The sequence below is a fragment of the Pseudomonas sp. JZ134 genome, from assembly GCF_051027695.1.
In the GTDB taxonomy this organism is placed as follows: Bacteria; Pseudomonadota; Gammaproteobacteria; order Pseudomonadales; family Pseudomonadaceae; genus Chryseomonas; species Chryseomonas luteola.
In genome coordinates, this window is the sequence record NZ_CP069250.1 from 275,165 (window position 1) to 294,962 (window position 19,798).

The window sequence follows — 19,798 nt, forward strand, 5'->3', positions numbered from 1 at the left end:
GTTTGACCCCCTTTCAGGAGATCAGCGATGCCCAGTCGTCGTGACCGTGCCAACGCCATCCGCGCGCTCAGCATGGATGCCGTACAAAAAGCCAACAGCGGCCACCCCGGCGCCCCTATGGGGATGGCCGATATTGCCGAAGTGCTCTGGCGCGATTACCTCAAGCACAACCCGGTGAACCCAAAGTGGGCCGACCGCGACCGCTTCGTGCTGTCCAATGGTCACGGCTCCATGCTGATCTATTCCCTGCTGCACCTGACCGGTTACGACCTCTCCATCGACGATCTGAAAAATTTCCGTCAGCTTCACAGCCGCACGCCAGGCCATCCCGAGTATGGCTATACCGCCGGTGTCGAGACCACGACCGGCCCGCTGGGGCAGGGCATCGCCAACGCTGTGGGTTTCGCCTTGGCTGAAAAGGTTATGGCGGCGCAGTTCAACCGCGAAGGCCATAACATCGTTGATCATTACACCTATGTTTTCATGGGTGATGGCTGCATGATGGAAGGCATTTCTCACGAAGTCTGTTCACTGGCTGGCACGCTGCGCCTGTCCAAGCTGATCGCCTTCTATGATGACAACGGCATATCCATTGATGGCGAAGTCCACGGCTGGTTTACCGACGATACGCCCAAGCGCTTCGAAGCCTATGGCTGGCAAGTGATCCGTAACGTCGACGGTCACGACCCGGAAGAAATCAAGACGGCACTGGAGACGGCTCGCAAAAGCGACCAGCCGACCCTGATCTGCTGCAAGACCATCATTGGTTTTGGTTCGCCCAACAAGCAGGGCAAGGAAGAATCCCATGGCGCAGCCTTGGGTGACGCCGAAGTAGCGGCCACCCGTGAAGCGCTGGGCTGGAAACACGCTGCCTTCGAAATCCCGCAGGATATCTACGCCGAATGGGACGCCAAGGACGCAGGCTCTAAAGCGGAAAGCGAGTGGAACAAACGATTCAACGCTTACGCTGAGGCTTATCCTGAACTGGCCGCCGAGTTTACCCGCCGTATGGCCGGTGAGCTGCCAGCTGACTTTGATGAAAAGGCGTCGGCGTTCATCCGTGAGGTGGCTGCCAAGGGCGAAACCATCGCCAGCCGCAAAGCCAGCCAGAACTGCCTGCACTTCTTTGGCCCGCTACTGCCTGAATTGTTGGGCGGCTCGGCCGACCTGGCCGGCTCCAACCTGACGATGTGGAAGGGCTGCAAGCCGGTTGTCGAGGAAGACGCCTCCGGCAACTACATGTATTACGGCGTACGCGAGTTCGGCATGAGCGCCATCATGAACGGCGTGGCCTTGCATGGTGGCCTGATTCCTTACGGCGGCACCTTCCTGATGTTCATGGAATACGCCCGTAATGCCGTGCGTATGTCGGCACTGATGAAGCAGCGCATCATCTATGTCTTCACCCATGACTCCATCGGTCTGGGCGAGGATGGCCCGACGCACCAGCCGGTCGAGCAGGTTGCATCTCTGCGTTATACGCCCAACCTGGACACCTGGCGCCCTGCCGATGCGGTCGAGGCTGCGGTATCCTGGAAGACGGCCCTGGAGCGTAAGGATGGCCCGTCAGCGCTGATCTTCTCTCGACAGAATCTGCCTCATCACCTGCGTGACAACGAAACCGAAGCGGCCATTGCCCACGGTGGCTACGTGCTGAAGAGCTGTGAAGGTGAGCCAGAGCTGATCTTTATCGCTACCGGCTCGGAAGTGTCGCTGGCTGTTCAAGCGTACGACAAGCTCACCGCGGAAGGGCGCAAGGTCCGCGTGGTATCCATGCCTTGCACCAGCGCATTCGAGCGTCAGAGCGCCGAGTATCGTCAATCGGTATTGCCGGTTGAGGTCGGTGCCCGTATTGCCATTGAAGCGGGTATTGCGGACTACTGGTACAAGTACGTTGGCCTGGATGGTCGTGTGATCGGCATGACAACGTATGGTGAGTCGGCTCCGGCGCCGGCACTGATGGAGCACTTCGGCTTCACGCTGGATAACGTGCTGGCAGTTGCAAACGAGCTGCTTGAGGACTGATCCTCCAGTGAGGTAATGAAAACGCCACGGTGAGAACCGTGGCGTTTTTTATTATTTGGTGTTTACCAGATAAACGCTGTTATATGTGTAATACCAGCCCAATCATCCATTAAGAGCGTTGAGGAAGATTCTTTTGCCATACTCATGATCTCAGAGTGTGTTTTAGAATCAACGACACCGTGGTGTTCCAGTATTTTGTAGCCAATCCGTCTATCGACTACGAAAAAGCGTGTTTTATTTTGCAAATGAAGCGGCATCTTCAGCAAACTCGCTTCGGGCTACGCTAATCTTTTCTGGATTCGCTCGCCTAGATTGTCTGAAAGCCTACACTTAGGGCTTGTGTAGTGTGTCATTGCTCAGGCTACACTTGTAACATCACTAGCCATTGCTTATTCAATTCCGGACACCGAAACCCACTTTCATGGCTGATTCTCTTTATCGTGTTGCGCTCAATGGCTACGGCCGTGTCGGTCGGTGCCTGGTCCGTGCGCTACATGAGCGCAGCGCCTCGGTTGATTTCGAACTCGTGGCGTTGAATGACTTGGCTGACCTGCCAAGTCTGGAGTACCTGACACGCTTCGACTCGACTCACGGACGCTTCCCCGGCGAAGTTGCCATAGAAGGGGATCGCTTGCGCATCAATGGCTGCAGCATGCATGTGCAGCGCTGCGCCAATCCTGACGACATTGACTGGAGGCGTCTGGGCGTCGATCTGGTTCTCGAATGTTCTGGCGCCTTCAGCACCCGTGCGGACGGTGAGCGTTTTCTTGCAGCCGGTGCGCCCCGCGTCTTGTTTTCCCAGCCGATGGCCAGCGAAAGCGACGTAGACGCCACCATTGTGTATGGCGTCAATCAGGGCAGCTTGCGCGGTACTGAGAGGCTTGTCTCGAATGCCTCCTGTACCACCAATTGCAGCGTGCCGCTGTTGAAACTTTTGAACGAAGTCGTGGGTCTTGAATACGTCTCGATAACCACGATTCATTCAGCCATGAATGACCAACCCGTGATCGACGCCTATCACGCCGATGATCTGCGCCGTACCCGCTCGGCCTTTCAATCGATCATTCCGGTCTCTACAGGGCTGGATCGTGGAATCGAGCGCCTGTTGCCGGAGCTGGCGGGGCGCGTTCAGGCCAAGGCCATTCGTGTACCGACCGTAAATGTGTCGGCGCTGGATATCACTTGTCATGTTTCGCGTGATACCACTGTCTCGGAAGTTAATGGTCTGCTCCGCGAGGCTGCGATGGGTGGCCCTTTGCAGCATCTGGTGAACTACACCGAGTTGCCGCACGCGTCCTGCGACTTCAATCATGATCCCCATTCCGCCATCGTTGATGGCAGTCAAACCCGTGTATCGGGGCCAAGGCTCGTCAATCTGCTGGCCTGGTTCGACAATGAATGGGGCTTTGCCAACCGCATGATCGACGTGGCAAGTCATTTCTTGCGCGTCGCCAAGCCGATCTGAACAAGCACAACGAAGGGATTGCATACATGTCCGTGTTGAAAATGAGCGACCTCGATCTGAACGGTAAACGTGTCCTGATTCGCGAGGACCTGAACGTTCCGGTAAAGGATGGACAGATCAAGAGCGATGCTCGTCTGGTCGCCGCGCTTCCGACGCTGAAGCTGGCATTGGAGAAGGGCGCTGCTGTTATTGTCTGCTCGCACCTGGGGCGACCGACCGAAGGTGAGGCGAGCGCCGAGAACAGCCTGAAGCCTGTGGCGGAGTACCTGTCCAAGGCTTTGAATCGTGAGGTTCCGCTGGTGACGGATTACCTGGGCGGTGTTGATGTACAGCCGGGTAATATCGTTCTGCTGGAAAATGTGCGCTTCAACAAGGGCGAGAAAAAGAACGCTGATGAGCTGGCTCAGCAGTATGCCGCGCTATGCGATGTGTTCGTCATGGATGCCTTTGGTACCGCTCACCGTGCTGAGGGCTCTACCCACGGTGTTGCCAAGTTTGCGAAAGTGGCCGCAGCCGGTCCGCTGCTGGCCGCCGAACTGGATGCGCTGGGCAAAGCCCTCAAGGCGCCCGCGCGTCCAATGGCTGCCATCGTGGCGGGCTCTAAAGTCTCTACCAAGCTGGACGTTTTGAATTCCTTGTCCAGTGTTTGCGATCAGTTGATTGTAGGCGGCGGTATTGCCAATACCTTCCTGGCTGCTGCTGGTCACAAGGTAGGCAAATCTCTGTACGAAGCCGAGCTGGTCGATACGGCCAAGGCCATTGCTGCCAAGGTCAGCGTGCCTCTGCCGGTCGACGTGGTTGTCGCCAAGGAATTTGCCGAGTCTGCCGAAGCAACGGTTAAATCCATCAGCGATGTTGCGGATGACGACATGATTCTGGACATCGGCCCAGAAACGGCCAAGCAATTTGCCCAGCTGCTCACATCGGCCAAGACTATTCTGTGGAATGGCCCGGTCGGCGTTTTTGAGTTCGATCAGTTCGGTAATGGCACCAAAGTACTGGCTCAAGCCATTGCTGACAGCGAGGCATTTTCGATTGCTGGCGGTGGCGATACCCTGGCGGCTATCGACAAGTACGGTATAGTCGAAAAGATCTCCTATATCTCCACTGGCGGTGGTGCATTCCTTGAGTTCGTGGAAGGAAAGGTTCTTCCGGCGGTCGAAGTCCTGGAACAACGCGCTAAAGGATAACCGCCATGATACGTCTCGCTGCTTTTTCTGTACTTAGTTGCCTCATGCTGGCTGGCTGTGCCGGCGCAACATCCGACAAGGCCTGTCGTGCTTTCTCGCCGCCACCGGTCTCCGTTGCAACACCCACCGGCCAGAACGATGAGCGGGTAGCCACGACAACCGGTGCATCCGATCAGACAACAAGTGCGGATGGTTGCCGTTAAGCGGGACGTAGTCTGCGGACCGAGTGATCACTCGAAATTGACGAGTTAAACGATACAGCAAGAGCAGTGCGCTGCTCTTGCTTGAAAAACAGTCTGCCAGTGGTGCAGGCTGAAAACATAATAGGTCCATACCGGGAGATAGGATCACCATGGCACTCATCAGCATGCGTCAGCTGCTGGACCACGCAGCCGAGTTTGGCTACGGCGTACCAGCTTTCAACGTTAACAACCTCGAGCAGATGCGGGCCATCATGGAAGCAGCCGACAAGACCGATTCTCCGGTCATTGTGCAGGCTTCTGCAGGTGCTCGTAAGTACGCAGGTGCGCCATTTCTGCGTCACCTGATTCTGGCTGCCGTTGAAGAGTTTCCACACATTCCCGTGGTCATGCACCAGGACCACGGCACCAGCCCGGACGTTTGCCAGCGCTCCATTCAGCTGGGTTTCAGCTCGGTCATGATGGACGGCTCTCTAAGAGAAGACGGCAAGACACCTTCTGACTACGAATACAACGTGCGCGTTACTCAGCAGACCGTTGCCTTTGCCCACGCCTGTGGTGTTTCGGTAGAAGGTGAGCTGGGCTGCCTGGGCTCCCTGGAAACCGGCATGGCAGGTGAGGAAGACGGTGTAGGCGCTGAAGGTACACTGGACCACAGCCAGCTTCTGACTGATCCGGAAGAGGCTGCCCAGTTCGTGCAGGCTACCAAGGTTGATGCCCTGGCAATTGCCATCGGAACCAGCCACGGTGCGTACAAGTTCACCAAGCCGCCAACTGGGGATACGCTCTCCATCCAGCGTATCAAGGAGATCCATGCACGCATTCCAGATACTCATCTGGTCATGCACGGCTCCAGCTCCGTCCCTCAGGAGTGGCTGGCCATCATCAACGAGTATGGCGGTGACATCAAGGAAACCTATGGTGTACCGGTCGAAGAGATCGTTGAGGGCATTAAGTACGGTGTTCGTAAGGTGAATATCGATACCGACCTGCGTCTGGCCTCTACCGGTGCGATTCGCGAATTCATGGCGAAGAATCGCAGCGAGTTCGATCCGCGTAAATATCTGGCCAAGACGGTATCGGCTATGCGTGATGTTTGTATCGCTCGCTACGAAGCGTTCGGTACTGCAGGCCAAGCCTCCAAGATCAAGCCGATCTCGCTGGACAGAATGTTCGAGCGTTATGCAAAGGGTGAGTTGGACCCCAAGGTCAACTGATCACACTTTAATAAAAAGCCCGCCTCGATGCGGGCTTTTTATTGGATGCAATTTAGAGTCCCTTGGCGGCCTCAGCCTCAAGACACCACTTGGCAAGCAGGTTGAAGGTGTATCGATAGCAATAGGTAAACGCTTCAAGCAAGGCATCACTTTTCTGGTAGAAATCGAGGAGGGGACCTGCTTCGGCTTCAAGGTAGGGATGTTGCTGCTTGAGGTAACCGCCAATACTCCCGCCGGGCAAGATACATTGCTTGATGGCTTCGGCTTGTTTTACCAGGCGTTGTGTCCGGGTCCGGAAGTCCAGAAGCGCATAGTGGCTAAGCTGGTGGGTCTGCATGCTGCCTTGTAGACGATGAAGACTGTTGTATTCCTTGACCAATAACTGCGACTCGCGCAGTCGCTCATAATCGGGATAGAGCTCGGTGAGGGAAAACAGCAACTGGGCCAGGTCGCGGGCTTGTGCATGCCCCGGATGATGGCTTTTGAGCGACAGGTCGATACGCTGGCGGAGCAGCGCTGCCACGTCACTCATGACGGTACGAGCCGGGCTTTGCCAGGTATCGATATTCCTGTACTCGTTCAGATAGCGCTCTGGATCAAACGTGTTTACGCCATGGATATGGTTTGTGATCTGATGAGCGTTCAGCTCATCACAATAAGCCAACGTAAAGCGCCGCTGCACTTCTTTCTGTGCATGCTGCCAGTTGAGGCCTGTTTCCTCTGTGCGGTTTTTCAAGACCGAGATGACGGCTGCCCAGTCCATGGTGGCCTTTTCTTTACCAGCAGGCGCATGCAGAGGAAGCCAGGGCAGGTCAGCCCATTGACCCAGTGTCCACCTGTTTAGAAAGGCAGTTTCGTTGTTCTGGTCCATATCGAAGGTAGCCGCGTTGGCTTCACGAAACTGAGTCAGGCTCACATCGAGTCCAAGTTTTTGATAGTACGCAGTCGTGACTTGTCGGCAGTACTGAGAGAAGTATTCGAATAGCCCGGTAGCAGGAGACGCATCTGTTATCAGCGCTGTGCTACCCAAGGCTTCTGCTGTCTCGATACGTTCGACATCGGCAGGATGAACACGCCAATAGCGTTGCCTGTCGCGCAGCTTGGCCTCCAGGCGGCGTTGCGTCTCGATATCGAGTCGGGTGGCGCCCAGGGCAGCAGCCTGTGGCATGTCTGCCAGCAGCGCGCCTTCGCTCCAGGTACTCACGTTCTGGCGATCTGCCTGCCTGAATGCCCAGCGCAACGCATGATGATGCAGGGTGGCGGCGCGAAACGTATCGCTGCCTGCAATCTGTGCCGCATAACGGTCTGCCTCTAACTCCAGCCGTTTACAGGCAGGCTTGGAGAGGCGGTAACTAAGCAAAAAGCAATAGTGCAGAAGCTGGCGTGGCAGACGCATGCCGATGCGAGCGACCAGAACACCCAGGTCGGTCACTCGCGAGGTCTCAGCTTCGCTAAGGTGCTTGAGGCGCTCACCCAGTGCGTCCTTGAAGTGGGCCCGCTGGTCCAGCCAGGCATTGCAGAAATTGATAAAGTAGTAGCACCGCATATTGAAGCGCCGGGCGCAGTGGCCAAACTCATGCGCCAGGACGCCAGCAAGCTGTTGCCTGGAAAAGCCTGCCGCTAACGGTAGCCCCAGCGTCAAGGTGACATCGCCTTTAATCAGACCTTTCCAGCCGGAAGCCAGGTGGACCTTGGCATCTACTTCATTGCTCAGGTGAATTTCTATAGGGGTACGCACTTGCATGGCTGTGCACAAAGGAACCACGAATTCCCAGAGTGCTGGCTCCTGCCCTGGTGCGAGAATGACGGCTGGCTTCTCGCGACGACGAGCCGTGAATACAGGCTTTGCGGTAAAGAACAGGATGAATCCGCCCAGGCAGGCCAGGAAAGACTTTACTGCGAGAGGCCCCCATTCAGGTAATTCAACTGAGGTCAGGCTTTGTACATCGAGTGCGGGCAGTGCTATGAACAAGAGGGCGGCAATAACGGTGACCACCGCCACGTAGAAGAGCACGATCGCTGCACACCCAGTCACAACCAGTACGAGGTGAAGCATGTGCAAAAGGCTGAAGGGTGAGCGCGGTAGCACCTCGGATAATGCAGGCGAGGCAGAACTCGATGCGTGTGTTGCTTCCGCAGGGGAAGAAGAGGCGGATTCAGCGGGTTGAACGTCCAGGCCGATCTGCTGCAGGAGATCAGCAGCCAAATCCTTTGGAGCACGCGGGGTCAGCTCTTCTCCGCTTATAGCCAAGTCGGTATGAGACATATGCATTCCATTGCAACGCTGAGGGTATGGTCGATGCTGATCGCTGAATGAAAGAGACAACAAGCGTCACGGCATTTGCAGCGAAACAGCCAGATATAAACCACAGGATTGCCCACGCTTTTACACGGTTTCGATGGCACTTTGCTGTGCCTGACTCGCATTTTTAGGAGCGGAGGTCGACTGTGTTTTACAATAGTGGGCTGGTTCACTGTTCAGGCGTCAGTGGCCCCACCACGATAGCGAGTGACACGACCAATCATGGCTTCTCTTAAATACCTGCAAGGCTACCCGGCTTCACTGCAGGAGCAGGTTCGTCTGCTCTATGAACAAGGCCGCCTACAGGCATACCTGTCCAATCGCTATCCTGGGTCTCACTCCATACAAAGCGACAAGGCACTTTATACCTACGCCCTGGAGATCAAGCAGACGCACCTCAAGAATGCGCCTGGTATAGACAAGGTGCTTTATGATGCAAAGCTTGATGTGATGCAGAAAGCGCTAGGGTTGCATACGGCCATTTCACGCGTACATGGCGGCAAGCTCAAAGCGAAAAAGGAAATAAGGATTGCCTCTTTGTTCAAAGAGGCAGCGCCCGAGTTTCTGAAAATGATTGTGGTCCATGAGCTTGCGCATCTGAAAGAGCACGAGCACAACAGGGCCTTTTATCAGCTATGCGAGCATATGTTGCCGGGTTATCACCAGATCGAGTTTGATCTACGTGTTTTCCTGCTCTGGCGAGACCAGGAAAAGGCTGCCTCGGCAACATTGTAATCAGGCAGATTCTTTTCCGTTCAGCTCGGCTAGCACATCGGGCTGACTCTTGAACGCCTTGGCGAATAGATCGCGATGACGAGCCATGTAGATACCGACATCTTCTGCCTGTTTGTCAGTCAAATCGGGTACGGCTTTCTGTAATACTTCTGCCAGAGACTCAGCAAGCTCCAGCATTTTGTCATAGCGATCAGCTTCAGCTTTATCCATGAATAAGCGCTCCGGATCTCGGCTGCTGCGGTACAAGACTTCGACGGCCATTCATCACCTCATCGCCTTCGTCATTACTGTTTATATATACAGTATACCTTTCCAGACTGGCTTTGACCAGCACCTGAGCAAAGAAAAACCCGGAAAGGCCTGTTTATTCGACCGATACAACTTCAAATATTTGCTTTGTGCTGCCGATTGAAAGACTGATCTCTTCCCCTTCGGTTTTTCCCAGTAGCGCCTGCCCGAGCGGTGCATTGGGTGTGATCACCATGATGTCTCCGGTATCTGTCCTGATTTTAAGACCCGCTCCTGCCGGGCCTAGGAAAAAGGTTTGTTGCTTGCCTACGGTATCGCAGACAACGACCAGGGAAGACAGCTGAACACCATGTTCCGCCTCGTGGGTACGTATGACGAGATTACGGTAAGCCTGCAAGGACTGCTGAATCTCTTGTATGCGCTTTGAATAGCCAGCCGCTAGATATGCCGCTTCGAGTCCGCGAGTGTCGTATTTGTTTTCCGCTACGTTCTCTTCATGTGTCGCCGTTTCATGTGCAGCTTGCGCGGCGGCTATGGCGGCCTGAAGGTCACTTTGCAATGTACTCACAATGTGCTGGTAGAGCTGCTGTTTCGTCATAAAGGTGCCGGTACGTGACAGAAACCAGAGTGTGAGACGTTGATAATCGCCTTTTAAATCTCTGGATGACTTACTGAGTTTTATTTATGACCGGTGAGTCATTTTTCAGTTTTGGGTCTATAAATAGGTAGGTAGAGATCCGTAAATAACCAGTCGGTGGCTGACCGAACGGCATAGGGCAGGCAATGAAACCAGCATGGAGCCCGGCAGTACTTTACAAGAATCGCAGCCAGGCAGGGCAGGTGCTGGCTGCGCGGCTGCGTCCGTATATCCACCATAACCCCATCATACTGGCAGTACCTCGCGGAGGTGTCCCGGTGGGGTATCAGGTCGCCAGAGAATTGGAGGCGCCTCTGGATGTGCTGATGGTGAGCAAGATCGGCGCGCCAGGTAACAAGGATATGGCGTTGGGGGCTGTTACTGATGGGGCTGCAAGGCGGTGGGTAGCAAACCAGGCAATGTTGGAGTATCTCAACCCGCCAGCCGGATGGTTCGAGGCGGAGCGGGACCGACAAATAGACAGTATCGAGCGGCGCAGGCGGCTGTACCGCGGCCATACCGATCCAATTGTGATTACCGGTCGTACAGTCATTGTGGTGGATGACGGCGTGGCAACGGGTAGCACTGCCAGGGTTGCGCTGTTCGCATTGGCCGAGGCTGCGCCTGCACGTCTGGTGTGGGCGGCCCCCGTTGGGCCTGCAGGCGTCGCCGAGGGGCTGAGAACACTGGCCGATGACGTGGTCTGCTTGGTGACGCCCGATGTCGTCAAGCACATCGAGACCTACTATCAGGATTTTTGTCCGGTTTCTGACCAGGACGTCCTATCCCTGCTGGCAAGGTGTCGTTCAGATAGCCGCGTCTGATCATCCATATATCCGGTTGAAGGAATCCTGAAGGGCTTGAAAGGCTCCGATAGGAATAGATGACTATTGGAGCCTTTGATGAAGCCTGTACCCAAGCCGTTACATCAGCAAACGATCGTTATTACCGGCGCCACTAGCGGTATTGGTCTGGCAACTGCCCGAATGGCTGCTCAAAAGGGCGCGAAGCTGGTACTGGTGTCACGTGATGAAGCTGCTCTGCAGTCCCTTCAGCATGAGCTTAGTCAGCAGTGGGGCGCACAGGCTATTCATGTTGCAGCCGATGTAGGCAATCGAGCGGATCTGGAGCAAGTGGCAAAAAGAGCAGTCGAGCGGTTTGATGGGTTTGATACCTGGGTCAACAATGCAGGCACGCTGGTATGGGGACAGCTGTGGGAGGTAAGTGAGGCCGACCTCAAAAAAGTGTTTGAAACGAACTTCTGGGGCGTGGTCAATGGATCACTAGTGGCTGTCGAGCACTTTAGGCAGCGGGAAGGTGGAACCCTGATCAATCTGGGGAGTGCCTTATCGGAAGCCGTTGCTCCCCTGCAAGGTATCTACACCGCCAGCAAACATGCCGTCAAAGCCTTCACGGATGCTTTGCGCATAGAACTTCGCCACGACAATGTGCCTGTAGCCGTAACCTTGATCAGGCCCTCCTCAACAAACACGCCCATTAACGACAGGGCCAAGAATTACCTGGCCCATACGCCTCACTTGCCAGCCCCGACCTATGTCCCGGAAACCGTCGCCCGGGCAATCCTGCGCGCCGCTGAACGGCCCAAGCGGGATGTGTACATCGGGAACAGCAAGCTCATAACTCGGGCGGCTCAACTGACGCCACGGTTATTTGACTGGATAGCTATAAAGACGCTGTTCGCAGCTCAGCAGAGTAAAACAGCCGATGCTTTCCCGTCAGATGCGTTGTACGAACCTGTCACTAGTGGCTCTACAAGGGGACGTAATCCCGGTCCCATGTTTCGCCACAGTCTGTATGCCCAGGCCAGCCAGCAGCCTGCCAAGACAGCGGCTTTGGCTGGCGCGGTGGGATTGGCTCTTTATAGTGGTTGGCGGCTTATCAGGGCCTGCAAGGCTGAGTGATCGCCAACGACTGCTCGTTAATTGGAGACTGGCGCACAGATTTTGTGTGCGCCAGCTAGGTATGAGCAGGAAAAGCCTAAATTTTAGGAATGTTACGAAATATTTTTAGGATTACGTTGTCAGTGCAGCAGCAAAATCCCGGACGTGTGATATCTGCTCCGGGAGACTTATACGGGAGCCGGTAAGCCCGTGCTGTGGTATCGAGTCCGAAGCCTACTGTGTCTTGACTAAATGCCTTGTGTTTCTTGCAAGCGATCGGGCTTGGTATGGATGTAATTTTTCTAGGAAAGAAACATGAAGAAGACCGTAATTATCCTTCTCATCACCGTTGCGAGTTTTCTTCTCGGCTTTCTGCGTGATCTGTTGATCGCCAAGGAGTTCGGGCTTAGCTGGGAAACGGATCTCATCTTCGTTGCGATGATCCTGCCGCTGTTCTTCGAGAATTTTTTCGGCCTCGCGTTACGCGATGCCATGATTCCCTACCTGCAACGCATACGATCAGAAAGTGAGGATCAGTTCATCCTGTCCAGTCGGTGGCTCTACTGGCGAGTCATGCTGTTTGGTCTTCTGGTTTCATTGTGTGCAGCCCTGGGCAGCCCTTGGGTACTTAAGGCACTGGCGCCTGGCTGGACGGCTGATCAGGTCAATGCGGGACTGCTGGTATTTTCCGTAGGCGCCTTCCTGATTTTCGTACAGGCCATCCTGTATTGTCAGGGAGCACTGCTGAGTCTTGACCGGATCTTCATCCTGCCGATGGCGCGTACGGTATCGATGAACCTAGGTGCCATCATTGGCATTTATGCGTTCTATCCCAGCGGAATCTACCTGTTTGCAGGCATGCTGATTCCGCAGGTGATACTGATTTTTATCCAGCATCAGCGGATTGGTTATCTGACTGGCCGAGCAGTAAAAGGAAAGCTGGAAAGTCGAGGCTTCGAATTTGTGCTGACGTTTGCGCCCGTGCTGGTGGCCGCAGGTGCACAGCAAGGATGCATGCTAGCTGAGCGCTTCTTCGCTTCCTTCCTGGCTGAAGGGACGATCAGTATGCTGTCGTTCTCTTATCGCATCGTTACCATCCCGCTTACACTTTATGCGCTGTCGGTTTTGGCTGTTATGTTTCCAGACATGGCGAAAAGCTGGGCAGATTCCGAGCACGATCGTTTCAATGCTGTATCCCGCAAGGCTTCACTGGCAACGTTGCTGTTCCTGGTGCCTGCCTCGGTGGTACTGATCGCTTTCCCTGAGCCTGTAGTCAAGGTCTTGCTTGAGCGCGGTGCATTTGGCGCGGCCCAGACACAGGCTACGGCTTCCCTGGTGGTGGCTTACGCTATTGGCCTGCCTTGGATGGGACTCGCTCTGATCTGGGGACGTGCCTTGCTGGCTCAGCAAAGGGGGCGTGCATTCCTCATCATAACCTTGGTCAGTTCCGCTCTGACGGTGCTGCTGGATGCTGTGTTGTACAAGATCTACGGTGCCAATGGCCTTGCGTATTCACTGTCGATTGGCTTTTTCGTGCAAGCACTATGCATGGCCTATTTCCTTTATCAAGCATCACCCAAGGGATTAAGCGTTGCAGTGCTTGCCCGCTGGACGGCTGCTGCCCTGGCCGTTACGTTTGCCACGCTGTATGTAAGCCCTCAGCCTGACGGGTTTGTAGAGTTGGTGGCCTACATAGTGGCCTTGCTGCTGTGCCTGCTGGTCTGTCTGGTCGTTCTGGGTGAGCGTGACCTATTCAAGCGCTCGTACTGGACCGCTGTAAAAACAGCTTAAATCTGACAGGTTAGCTGAGGGACCAGCTAACCTGCGAATTCCTTATCGGTCACTGTCTTGCAATCGTCACAATTTTAAATTTATTTGCTATTTAAATTAAGAATTTGATTTAGGCTGGTTATAGCGCTTTAGACTTAATTTAAAGTGCTTTGCGAGCTTGTGCGGGCAGTAGTTTGATCTAGAGCATTAATTAATCCATTGGAATTATAAGGATTAATTCCATTAGATAAATTGGCGCTTTCTTTTTGACAGTAATATTTTGAAATAAAACAAGTAACTAGGAACTTTTTAAACTAGCTTTGTGTCCTATAGCACGATTGTGAACGCGTTATGTCTGTAGGCAATCGCCAAGGCCTTGCTGCCAACTAATTCAAACTCCTAGTTACGACATATGCAGCGCTTTCTCTTCTGTTCGCTGCATACCTACCACTTCTGAAAGGATTCGTTCGTATGTCCAACCTCCAAGTAAAACGTGTCGGCGTTGTCGGAACAGGCATGATTTCCCGCTGCTTTGTAAGGTTGATTGCAAAGCATTATAAAGACCTGGTTATTTCCAAGGTCTTTACTCGCCGTAGCCTGAACACCATTTCGGATTTTCCACTTCCTGAGTGCCTGACCAATTCGCTGGATGAGGTGTTGGACAATTCCGACCTTATCGTTGAATGCAGTGGTGATGTCTACCACGGTACAGAGGTCATCGAGCGCGCCTTTCAGGCAGGTTTGCAGGTGGTGACCATCAATGCTGAACTGCAGGTCACCACAGGCTCCTATCTGGCCGGAAAAGGCTTCCTGACAGAGGCTGAAGGAGATCAGCCGGGTTCGTTGGCTGCCTTGCATGAAGATGCCATACAGATGGGCTTCAAACCCCTCGTATACGGCAACATGAAGGGCTATCTGAACCTGGACCCTAAGCCGGAAGACATGGCGTACTGGGCCAAGCGGCAGGGTATCAGTATCGATCAGACAACCTCGTTTACCGATGGCACCAAGGTGCAGATTGAACAGGTAGTCGTAGGCAACGGCTTTGGCGCTACTATTACGCGTCAGGGTCTGGAAGGCCTCAAGTCCACCAACCTGAACGAGACGGCCAACGTGCTGGCTCAGATGGCTGAGCAGCTAGGTCAGCCTATCGTCGACTATGTCGTACCGAGCGGTTATCCGGCTGGCGGCGTGTTTGTGGTGTGCCGCCATGATGAAGATCAGGCACCTGCGATCGAATACTTCAAGTTGGGCGCTGGTCCTTACTATGTGCTCGTTCGTCCTTACCATCTCTGCTCGTTGGAGGTCGGCAAGACGATTCGTCGTGTGGTCGCGGGTGGTGGCGTTTTGCTGAACAACTCGACGACTCCCACATTGAGTGTCGCTGCTGTCGTTAAGAACCCGATGAAGGCAGGTGACATCATCGAACGTGGTATTGGTGGCTTCCAGGTGCGCGGTGAGGCCGTCAAGATTGCGGAAAACCCTGATCATCTACCGATCGGCTTGCTGAAGCATTCCGTCCTCAAACGTGCTGTTGCGCCGGGCCAGGTGATTACGTTTGATGACATCGAACTTGTGCCTAGCCGTGCATTGGACATTGTTATTGAACAACATCGAGCCGTTATTCAGGCACAAATGCCGGGCCTGTTGAATACCAACGAACCTCGTAAAGCATTTCCTTTCGGCAAGGGGCTTGATGAAGGTTTTGGAACTATCCCAGTCGTTTAATTAAGCGCTGAGGAAACCCTGTAATGCGGCAAGCATTACAGGGTTTTTTATTGTCTGCGCTTTTACAGTAGTTAGAGGCGGACACATGTCTGCTTAATAAATTACTACTGGTTTTGGTTTGTTAAAGCCCGAAGCAGCGGCTTGGTAAATTATAAGATGCTCTCAAATTCTGTTTATCGGGTTAAAGATATATGCTGGCTTAAAGGCAATAAAAAACCGGCTGTAATAGAGCCGGTTTTTATAAGGATGGAAAGAGATCAGATTGAGCCGTTAGGCAGAGCTTCCGCGGTAGCTTCTTTCTTGCGGGTCAAGCGTTTGCCTATCGCTACGCCTTTGAGTTCTATGTACTGGTAGGTATACCGGGAAACCAGTACTACGGTAATAAGCTGTGCCAAGACAACCAGATCATCCGTTACAGCGCCACCAGTCGTGATGTACTTGATCAGATCTGCCGGAGTGTCATGCGACGGCAGCATCGTTGTAAGTTCTTTGCCTGTTACTTTGGACAATACGATAGCAGCACTTTTGAATATATAAAGAATGGCTGCGTGAGTCATGTAGATTGAAAAAGACAGGTTACCCAACTTTACAAAGTATTCACCTTGCAGAATGCGTGAGACAGAACCTTTTTCGAACGAGAAGACCAGAATCAGGCCGCAGAACAATACGCTTGCAATAATACCCTTGTACTCAAGGTGAGAGATGATAACAGCATAGGTAATGCCAACGCTGAGTACTTCAAGCACCGTAAAGCTTAATGCGCTGAGTTGAAAATCCTTGATCTTGGTAAAGATGACATACGTGCAGGCGCCGGCAAAAAAGCAGGAGCAGCCTCTGAAGATGCCCGTTTTAAGAGGCGACTCCGGCAGGCACAGGACAACGAACGAGAGCAGGGAAATTAGCGCAAAGATCTTGAGATGGCCTCTGCGAGCCAGAATCAGAATAGCCCCAAAGAGGAGGTACATGTAGTACTCAATACTAATGCTCCAGGAGGGGTAATTGAATGAGCCTGTAATGGTGTTATTGAGCCAGGCCTGAACCAGCAGGAGATTAGGGATAAACTCGTGAGGCGCCGTTGCGCCGGAAAAGGCACCGTCATTGAAGTGCAGGCCTTTACGCTCAGCCAGGTACTTTCCGCATTCCAGCGCTACATAGACGCCAAGCATGGTGAGATGCAGGGGATAGAGGCGCAGGGTTCTATTGATGAAAAAGTTCTTGTAGTCGGTGAGACTGGAAAGTCTATGACCATAGGTGTGATAGAGGACAAAGCCGCTAAGCACAAAAAAGAATTCGACAAAAAGGTAAGCGTTGGTAAACAAGCTCATTTCCGCAAAGCTGTTTACAACGTACGTATGAAAAAGAACAACAGCCAAAGCACAAAGGCCACGAAAGCTATCGAGTACGGTAAATCTTCTCATCAGACTGTCTCGTCCTTACCAGTCATAGTCGATATTCATACTTCGGTAAAAGCCGGATGGCCTTTACTTTCCTTGAAGTAAGCTGCGGCCTAGAGCGAAGTGGCGACCCCGCAGGCGTACCGGAAAGCAGCCTGTTTGACGGCGTGGTCACAGCTATCTAGAAGAAGTTATTTCAAGGTAACAAAAACGAACGTTACGAAGTGATGAATAGAACTCATTGCTTGCGTTTCACGAGGCGGTACAACGTCAATCAATCAGATATGCGACACCGCTAGAATTATTAGGTTAGTCACCTAAGCGTTAGCCTGACTCTTTGATCACTTTGGCCTAGCAAGTTCAGCCGGAAGGGTAAAAAGGCGAAATATTTTTTCGCAATTGAAAGGTTGTTTTTTATGAGTTTTTCGATTTGCCTGGAAATGATGCTTTCCGTTGAGTAAGGCAGCCGACAGTGACCCGCCGGCTGCTGTTGAGTTACAGCATGCGCACTTTGAAAGAGCGTCCCTTTATTTTGCCCTCGCTTAACCGCTTCAGGGCCTGACATGCTGTGTCACGCTCGATGGCAACATAGGCCTGATAGTCATGAACGGTGATCTTTCCGACCTTGTCTCCGGGAATACCTGCTTCACCTGTCAAAGCGCCCAGGACGTCGCCAGGTCTGACTTTTTCCTTACGGCCGCCAGCAATGCAGAGCGTGACCGTGGGAGGTACCAAAGGAGCAGGGTTCTCCAGCGTCAGCGTATCGATGGACTGCCAATTCAGCGGGGCCTTTTGTTTGTCCTCAATGGCTTGCGCGCGACCGGCCTCTGCAGGTGCTACCAGGGAGAAGGCCATGCCGGTTTCGCCAGCCCGGCCGCTTCGGCCGATTCGATGAATGTGGATATCGGCATCACGGGACAGCTCCACATTGATGACAGCTTCAAGGCCAGCGATATCGATTCCACGGGCAGCCACGTCAGTTGCTACCAGAACCGTGCAACTGCGATTGGCAAACTGTACAAGAACCTGATCGCGGTCGCGCTGCTCCATATCCCCGTGCAAGGCCAGCGCGGAAATCTTGTTCGCCTTCAGGTAGTCGACAACCTCCTGGCATTGCTGGCGCGTATGACAGAACGCAACGCAAGACTGAGGCCGAAAATGCTGAAGCAGTTGAAGAACCGCCTGAAGTCGCTGGCGCGGGTCTATTTCATAGAAACGTTGCTCGATACGGGTATCGTCATGTAACGCTTCGACCTTGATGGTCTTGGGGTTGCGTAGAAAGTTACTCGCTAGCTGTTCGATGCCTGAGGGGTAGGTCGCAGAAAACAGCAGGGTTTGGCGTCGTGTCGGGGTCTGGCCAAGGATGTCGGCGATAGCATCATGAAAGCCCATATCTAGCATCCGGTCCGCTTCATCGAGTACAGCGACATTCAGCCCTTCAAGAGAAAGCGTCCCTTTGCGCAGATGTTCTTGAATACGGCCCGGTGTTCCAACGATCACATGAGCGCCGTGTTCGAGCGAAGCGATTTGTGGTCCGAAAGGGACCCCGCCACATAATGTCAGCACCTTGATGTTGTCGGCTGATCGCGCCAGCCTGCGTATTTCCTGAGCGACCTGATCTGCCAGCTCACGTGTAGGGCAGAGTACCAGTGCCTGACAGCCGAAATATCGGGTATTAAGGCCATTCAGCAGACCCAGACCAAAGGCGGCCGTTTTACCCGAGCCGGTCTTGGCCTGGGCGATAAGGTCTTCCCCTTTCAGGATAACCGGCAAGCTCAGGGCCTGGATGGGGGTCATCTGCTGATAACCCAGCGACTCCAGGTTGCCGAGCAGTGCATCGGAAAGTGAAAGGGTGGTAAAGGAGGTAGCGGTCACGGAGGGCCTGCAGCATGCAAAATAAAACGTGCAGTGTAACAGGCCGCTCAATGGGGGCTAACGCGGTTGGTCGCAAGAGATAGCCGTCAGGCGTGTCCGCTGGTGGCCGTTTCCCGCAGGGCGGCAACCTGCTGCGGCAGTTGATCCATATGGCTGATCAGCGCTGTCACGCCCAGGCGTCTAAGTGTTTCACCGTGCTCGGGAGGAATGTGGCTTGCACCTGTAAAACCGATCACGCGCATGCCGGCAGCCAGCGCTGCGCGAACGCCCGTGGCGCTGTCCTCGATCACCAGGCAGTTTTCCGGTGATACGCCCATGGTACGGGCGGCCAGCAGATAGACATCGGGTGCCGGCTTGGGATGCTCTACCATATCCGCGCTGAAGATATGACCGGCAACGCGCTCGGTCAGCCCTGCACGCGCCACGGAGGATACTACGCTGTGGCGTTGGCTGTTTGAGGCAACGGCCAGTGGCAGGTCAATGCGCTCGAGAGCCTCTTTGACACCGGGTATGGGCTCGACTTGCGTTGCAATCAGCTGCTCGGCGCGAGTGCGAATATCCTTGTGAATGCCTTCAGGGAGGGTAATGCCAAAGCGCTCTTCAACCCGCTGGATAATATCGCGCGTTGTCAGTCCGAACGTACCCTCAAGCAGTTTTTCGAGCTCCGTCCTGGGGGCATGACGGCTCAACTCGTCCATGACTATGCGCTCCGACAGGATTTCGCTGTCGACAAGTACGCCATCACAGTCGCTGATGAGTAGTTCGATCACGTGTGGTTTCATCAAAGACGTCCTTAGTGCGGCTGACCAGTATGGCCGCAGACAAGAGGAGGGGACACTGAGCCTGTCTGGATGACAGGTCGTTTGCAAACAGCGCTCCGCTGAGCATTGGCTTGCACTGCTGGGTTGCCTGCTACGTTGTACATGAGACAGGAGACAAATTATTTAAAGTGAGGCTAGGGTATGGGCAAAAGGCACTGCCTCGACGTAGTGTAATCGCTTCTGCCTTGTTCATGGATTGTGTCTCCACGCGGAGACAGGACTCTCGGCTGTGAAAAACAGGCCTTAATGGCTCTGGAACCGCCTCATTAGAAGGGCTTGCACAGAAAAA

The 19,798-nt window shown here is 53.9% G+C and carries 16 protein-coding genes; 10 read left to right on the top strand and 6 right to left on the bottom strand.

From position 1 onward, the window contains the following. Window positions 1-27: 27 nt before the first annotated feature. The 5 genes from tkt (at window position 28) to fba (ending at window position 6,097) form a co-directional block, all read left to right on the top strand. Complete coding sequence (gene tkt / locus JQR86_RS01235) at window positions 28-2,025, top strand: transketolase (RefSeq protein WP_434154175.1); 1,998 nt, start codon at window positions 28-30, stop codon at window positions 2,023-2,025. A 421-nt stretch (window positions 2,026-2,446) separates the two neighbouring features. Then, window positions 2,447-3,490, top strand: coding sequence for an erythrose-4-phosphate dehydrogenase (gene epd, locus JQR86_RS01240; protein ID WP_122041391.1), 1,044 nt, complete (start codon window positions 2,447-2,449; stop codon window positions 3,488-3,490). 26 nt (window positions 3,491-3,516) lie between these two features. Then, window positions 3,517-4,680 carry a phosphoglycerate kinase gene (locus JQR86_RS01245; RefSeq protein WP_434154176.1) on the top strand — a complete coding sequence of 388 codons (1,164 nt, stop codon included), beginning with the start codon at window positions 3,517-3,519 and terminating at the stop codon, window positions 4,678-4,680. Between the two features lie 5 nt (window positions 4,681-4,685). After that, a complete protein-coding gene (locus JQR86_RS01250) occupies window positions 4,686-4,883 on the top strand; it encodes a hypothetical protein (RefSeq protein ID WP_010796100.1) in 198 nt (65 codons plus the stop codon). A gap of 149 nt (window positions 4,884-5,032) precedes the next feature. After that, the gene (gene fba / locus JQR86_RS01255; protein ID WP_010796099.1) at window positions 5,033-6,097 is read left to right on the top strand and encodes a class II fructose-bisphosphate aldolase; all 1,065 of its coding nucleotides are present in this window, start codon (window positions 5,033-5,035) and stop codon (window positions 6,095-6,097) included. A gap of 52 nt (window positions 6,098-6,149) precedes the next feature. On the opposite strand, the gene JQR86_RS01260 is transcribed toward fba, so the two are convergent. Then, complete coding sequence (locus JQR86_RS01260) at window positions 6,150-8,363, bottom strand: M48 family metallopeptidase (RefSeq protein ID WP_407362502.1); 2,214 nt, start codon at window positions 8,361-8,363, stop codon at window positions 6,150-6,152. A 258-nt stretch (window positions 8,364-8,621) separates the two neighbouring features. Between JQR86_RS01260 and JQR86_RS01265 the strand changes: the two genes are divergently transcribed. After that, complete coding sequence (locus tag JQR86_RS01265) at window positions 8,622-9,134, top strand: M48 metallopeptidase family protein (RefSeq protein ID WP_150348507.1); 513 nt, start codon at window positions 8,622-8,624, stop codon at window positions 9,132-9,134. On the opposite strand, the gene JQR86_RS01270 is transcribed toward JQR86_RS01265, so the two are convergent. Together JQR86_RS01270 and JQR86_RS01275 are read right to left on the bottom strand one after the other, a co-directional pair. Continuing rightward, a complete protein-coding gene (locus JQR86_RS01270) occupies window positions 9,135-9,395 on the bottom strand; it encodes a YebG family protein (protein ID WP_010796096.1) in 261 nt (86 codons plus the stop codon). A gap of 103 nt (window positions 9,396-9,498) precedes the next feature. Further along, window positions 9,499-9,981: a GreA/GreB family elongation factor gene (locus tag JQR86_RS01275; RefSeq protein WP_150348508.1), complete on the bottom strand. Its 483-nt coding sequence runs from the start codon at window positions 9,979-9,981 to the stop codon at window positions 9,499-9,501. Between the two features lie 185 nt (window positions 9,982-10,166). On the opposite strand from JQR86_RS01275, the gene JQR86_RS01280 reads away from it, so the two are divergent. The 4 genes from JQR86_RS01280 (at window position 10,167) to JQR86_RS01295 (ending at window position 15,419) form a co-directional block, all read left to right on the top strand. Next, window positions 10,167-10,844, top strand: a complete 678-nt coding sequence (locus JQR86_RS01280) for a phosphoribosyltransferase (protein WP_434154177.1) — start codon at window positions 10,167-10,169, stop codon at window positions 10,842-10,844. 78 nt (window positions 10,845-10,922) lie between these two features. Beyond that, window positions 10,923-11,942: an SDR family oxidoreductase gene (locus JQR86_RS01285; RefSeq protein ID WP_407362500.1), complete on the top strand. Its 1,020-nt coding sequence runs from the start codon at window positions 10,923-10,925 to the stop codon at window positions 11,940-11,942. Between the two features lie 294 nt (window positions 11,943-12,236). Then, window positions 12,237-13,712 carry a lipid II flippase MurJ gene (locus JQR86_RS01290; RefSeq protein ID WP_019367325.1) on the top strand — a complete coding sequence of 492 codons (1,476 nt, stop codon included), beginning with the start codon at window positions 12,237-12,239 and terminating at the stop codon, window positions 13,710-13,712. A 495-nt stretch (window positions 13,713-14,207) separates the two neighbouring features. Continuing rightward, window positions 14,208-15,419 (top strand): NAD(P)-dependent oxidoreductase, encoded by a 1,212-nt coding sequence (locus JQR86_RS01295; RefSeq protein WP_230382176.1) that lies wholly within the window; start codon window positions 14,208-14,210, stop codon window positions 15,417-15,419. A gap of 257 nt (window positions 15,420-15,676) precedes the next feature. On the opposite strand, the gene JQR86_RS01300 is transcribed toward JQR86_RS01295, so the two are convergent. The 3 genes from JQR86_RS01300 to JQR86_RS01310 form a co-directional block, all read right to left on the bottom strand. After that, a complete protein-coding gene (locus JQR86_RS01300) occupies window positions 15,677-16,837 on the bottom strand; it encodes an acyltransferase family protein (protein WP_407362499.1) in 1,161 nt (386 codons plus the stop codon). Between the two features lie 471 nt (window positions 16,838-17,308). Then, window positions 17,309-18,688 carry an ATP-dependent RNA helicase DbpA gene (gene dbpA, locus JQR86_RS01305; RefSeq protein ID WP_434154178.1) on the bottom strand — a complete coding sequence of 460 codons (1,380 nt, stop codon included), beginning with the start codon at window positions 18,686-18,688 and terminating at the stop codon, window positions 17,309-17,311. An 86-nt stretch (window positions 18,689-18,774) separates the two neighbouring features. Next, window positions 18,775-19,470: an HAD family hydrolase gene (locus tag JQR86_RS01310; RefSeq protein WP_010796088.1), complete on the bottom strand. Its 696-nt coding sequence runs from the start codon at window positions 19,468-19,470 to the stop codon at window positions 18,775-18,777. Window positions 19,471-19,798: the final 328 nt, after the last annotated feature.

What these genes read in the sequence shown, in the direction of transcription:
- tkt (WP_434154175.1), top strand. Translation starts at nt 28, where the DNA reads ATGCCCAGTCGTCGTGACCGTGCCAACGCCATCCGCGCGCTCAGCATG.
- epd (WP_122041391.1), top strand. Translation starts at nt 2,447, where the DNA reads ATGGCTGATTCTCTTTATCGTGTTGCGCTCAATGGCTACGGCCGTGTC.
- JQR86_RS01245 (WP_434154176.1), top strand. Translation starts at nt 3,517, where the DNA reads ATGTCCGTGTTGAAAATGAGCGACCTCGATCTGAACGGTAAACGTGTC.
- JQR86_RS01250 (WP_010796100.1), top strand. Translation starts at nt 4,686, where the DNA reads ATGATACGTCTCGCTGCTTTTTCTGTACTTAGTTGCCTCATGCTGGCT.
- fba (WP_010796099.1), top strand. Translation starts at nt 5,033, where the DNA reads ATGGCACTCATCAGCATGCGTCAGCTGCTGGACCACGCAGCCGAGTTT.
- JQR86_RS01260 (WP_407362502.1), bottom strand. Translation starts at nt 8,363, where the DNA reads ATGTCTCATACCGACTTGGCTATAAGCGGAGAAGAGCTGACCCCGCGT.
- JQR86_RS01265 (WP_150348507.1), top strand. Translation starts at nt 8,622, where the DNA reads ATGGCTTCTCTTAAATACCTGCAAGGCTACCCGGCTTCACTGCAGGAG.
- JQR86_RS01270 (WP_010796096.1), bottom strand. Translation starts at nt 9,395, where the DNA reads ATGGCCGTCGAAGTCTTGTACCGCAGCAGCCGAGATCCGGAGCGCTTA.
- JQR86_RS01275 (WP_150348508.1), bottom strand. Translation starts at nt 9,981, where the DNA reads ATGACGAAACAGCAGCTCTACCAGCACATTGTGAGTACATTGCAAAGT.
- JQR86_RS01280 (WP_434154177.1), top strand. Translation starts at nt 10,167, where the DNA reads ATGAAACCAGCATGGAGCCCGGCAGTACTTTACAAGAATCGCAGCCAG.
- JQR86_RS01285 (WP_407362500.1), top strand. Translation starts at nt 10,923, where the DNA reads ATGAAGCCTGTACCCAAGCCGTTACATCAGCAAACGATCGTTATTACC.
- JQR86_RS01290 (WP_019367325.1), top strand. Translation starts at nt 12,237, where the DNA reads ATGAAGAAGACCGTAATTATCCTTCTCATCACCGTTGCGAGTTTTCTT.
- JQR86_RS01295 (WP_230382176.1), top strand. Translation starts at nt 14,208, where the DNA reads ATGATTTCCCGCTGCTTTGTAAGGTTGATTGCAAAGCATTATAAAGAC.
- JQR86_RS01300 (WP_407362499.1), bottom strand. Translation starts at nt 16,837, where the DNA reads ATGAGAAGATTTACCGTACTCGATAGCTTTCGTGGCCTTTGTGCTTTG.
- JQR86_RS01310 (WP_010796088.1), bottom strand. Translation starts at nt 19,470, where the DNA reads ATGAAACCACACGTGATCGAACTACTCATCAGCGACTGTGATGGCGTA.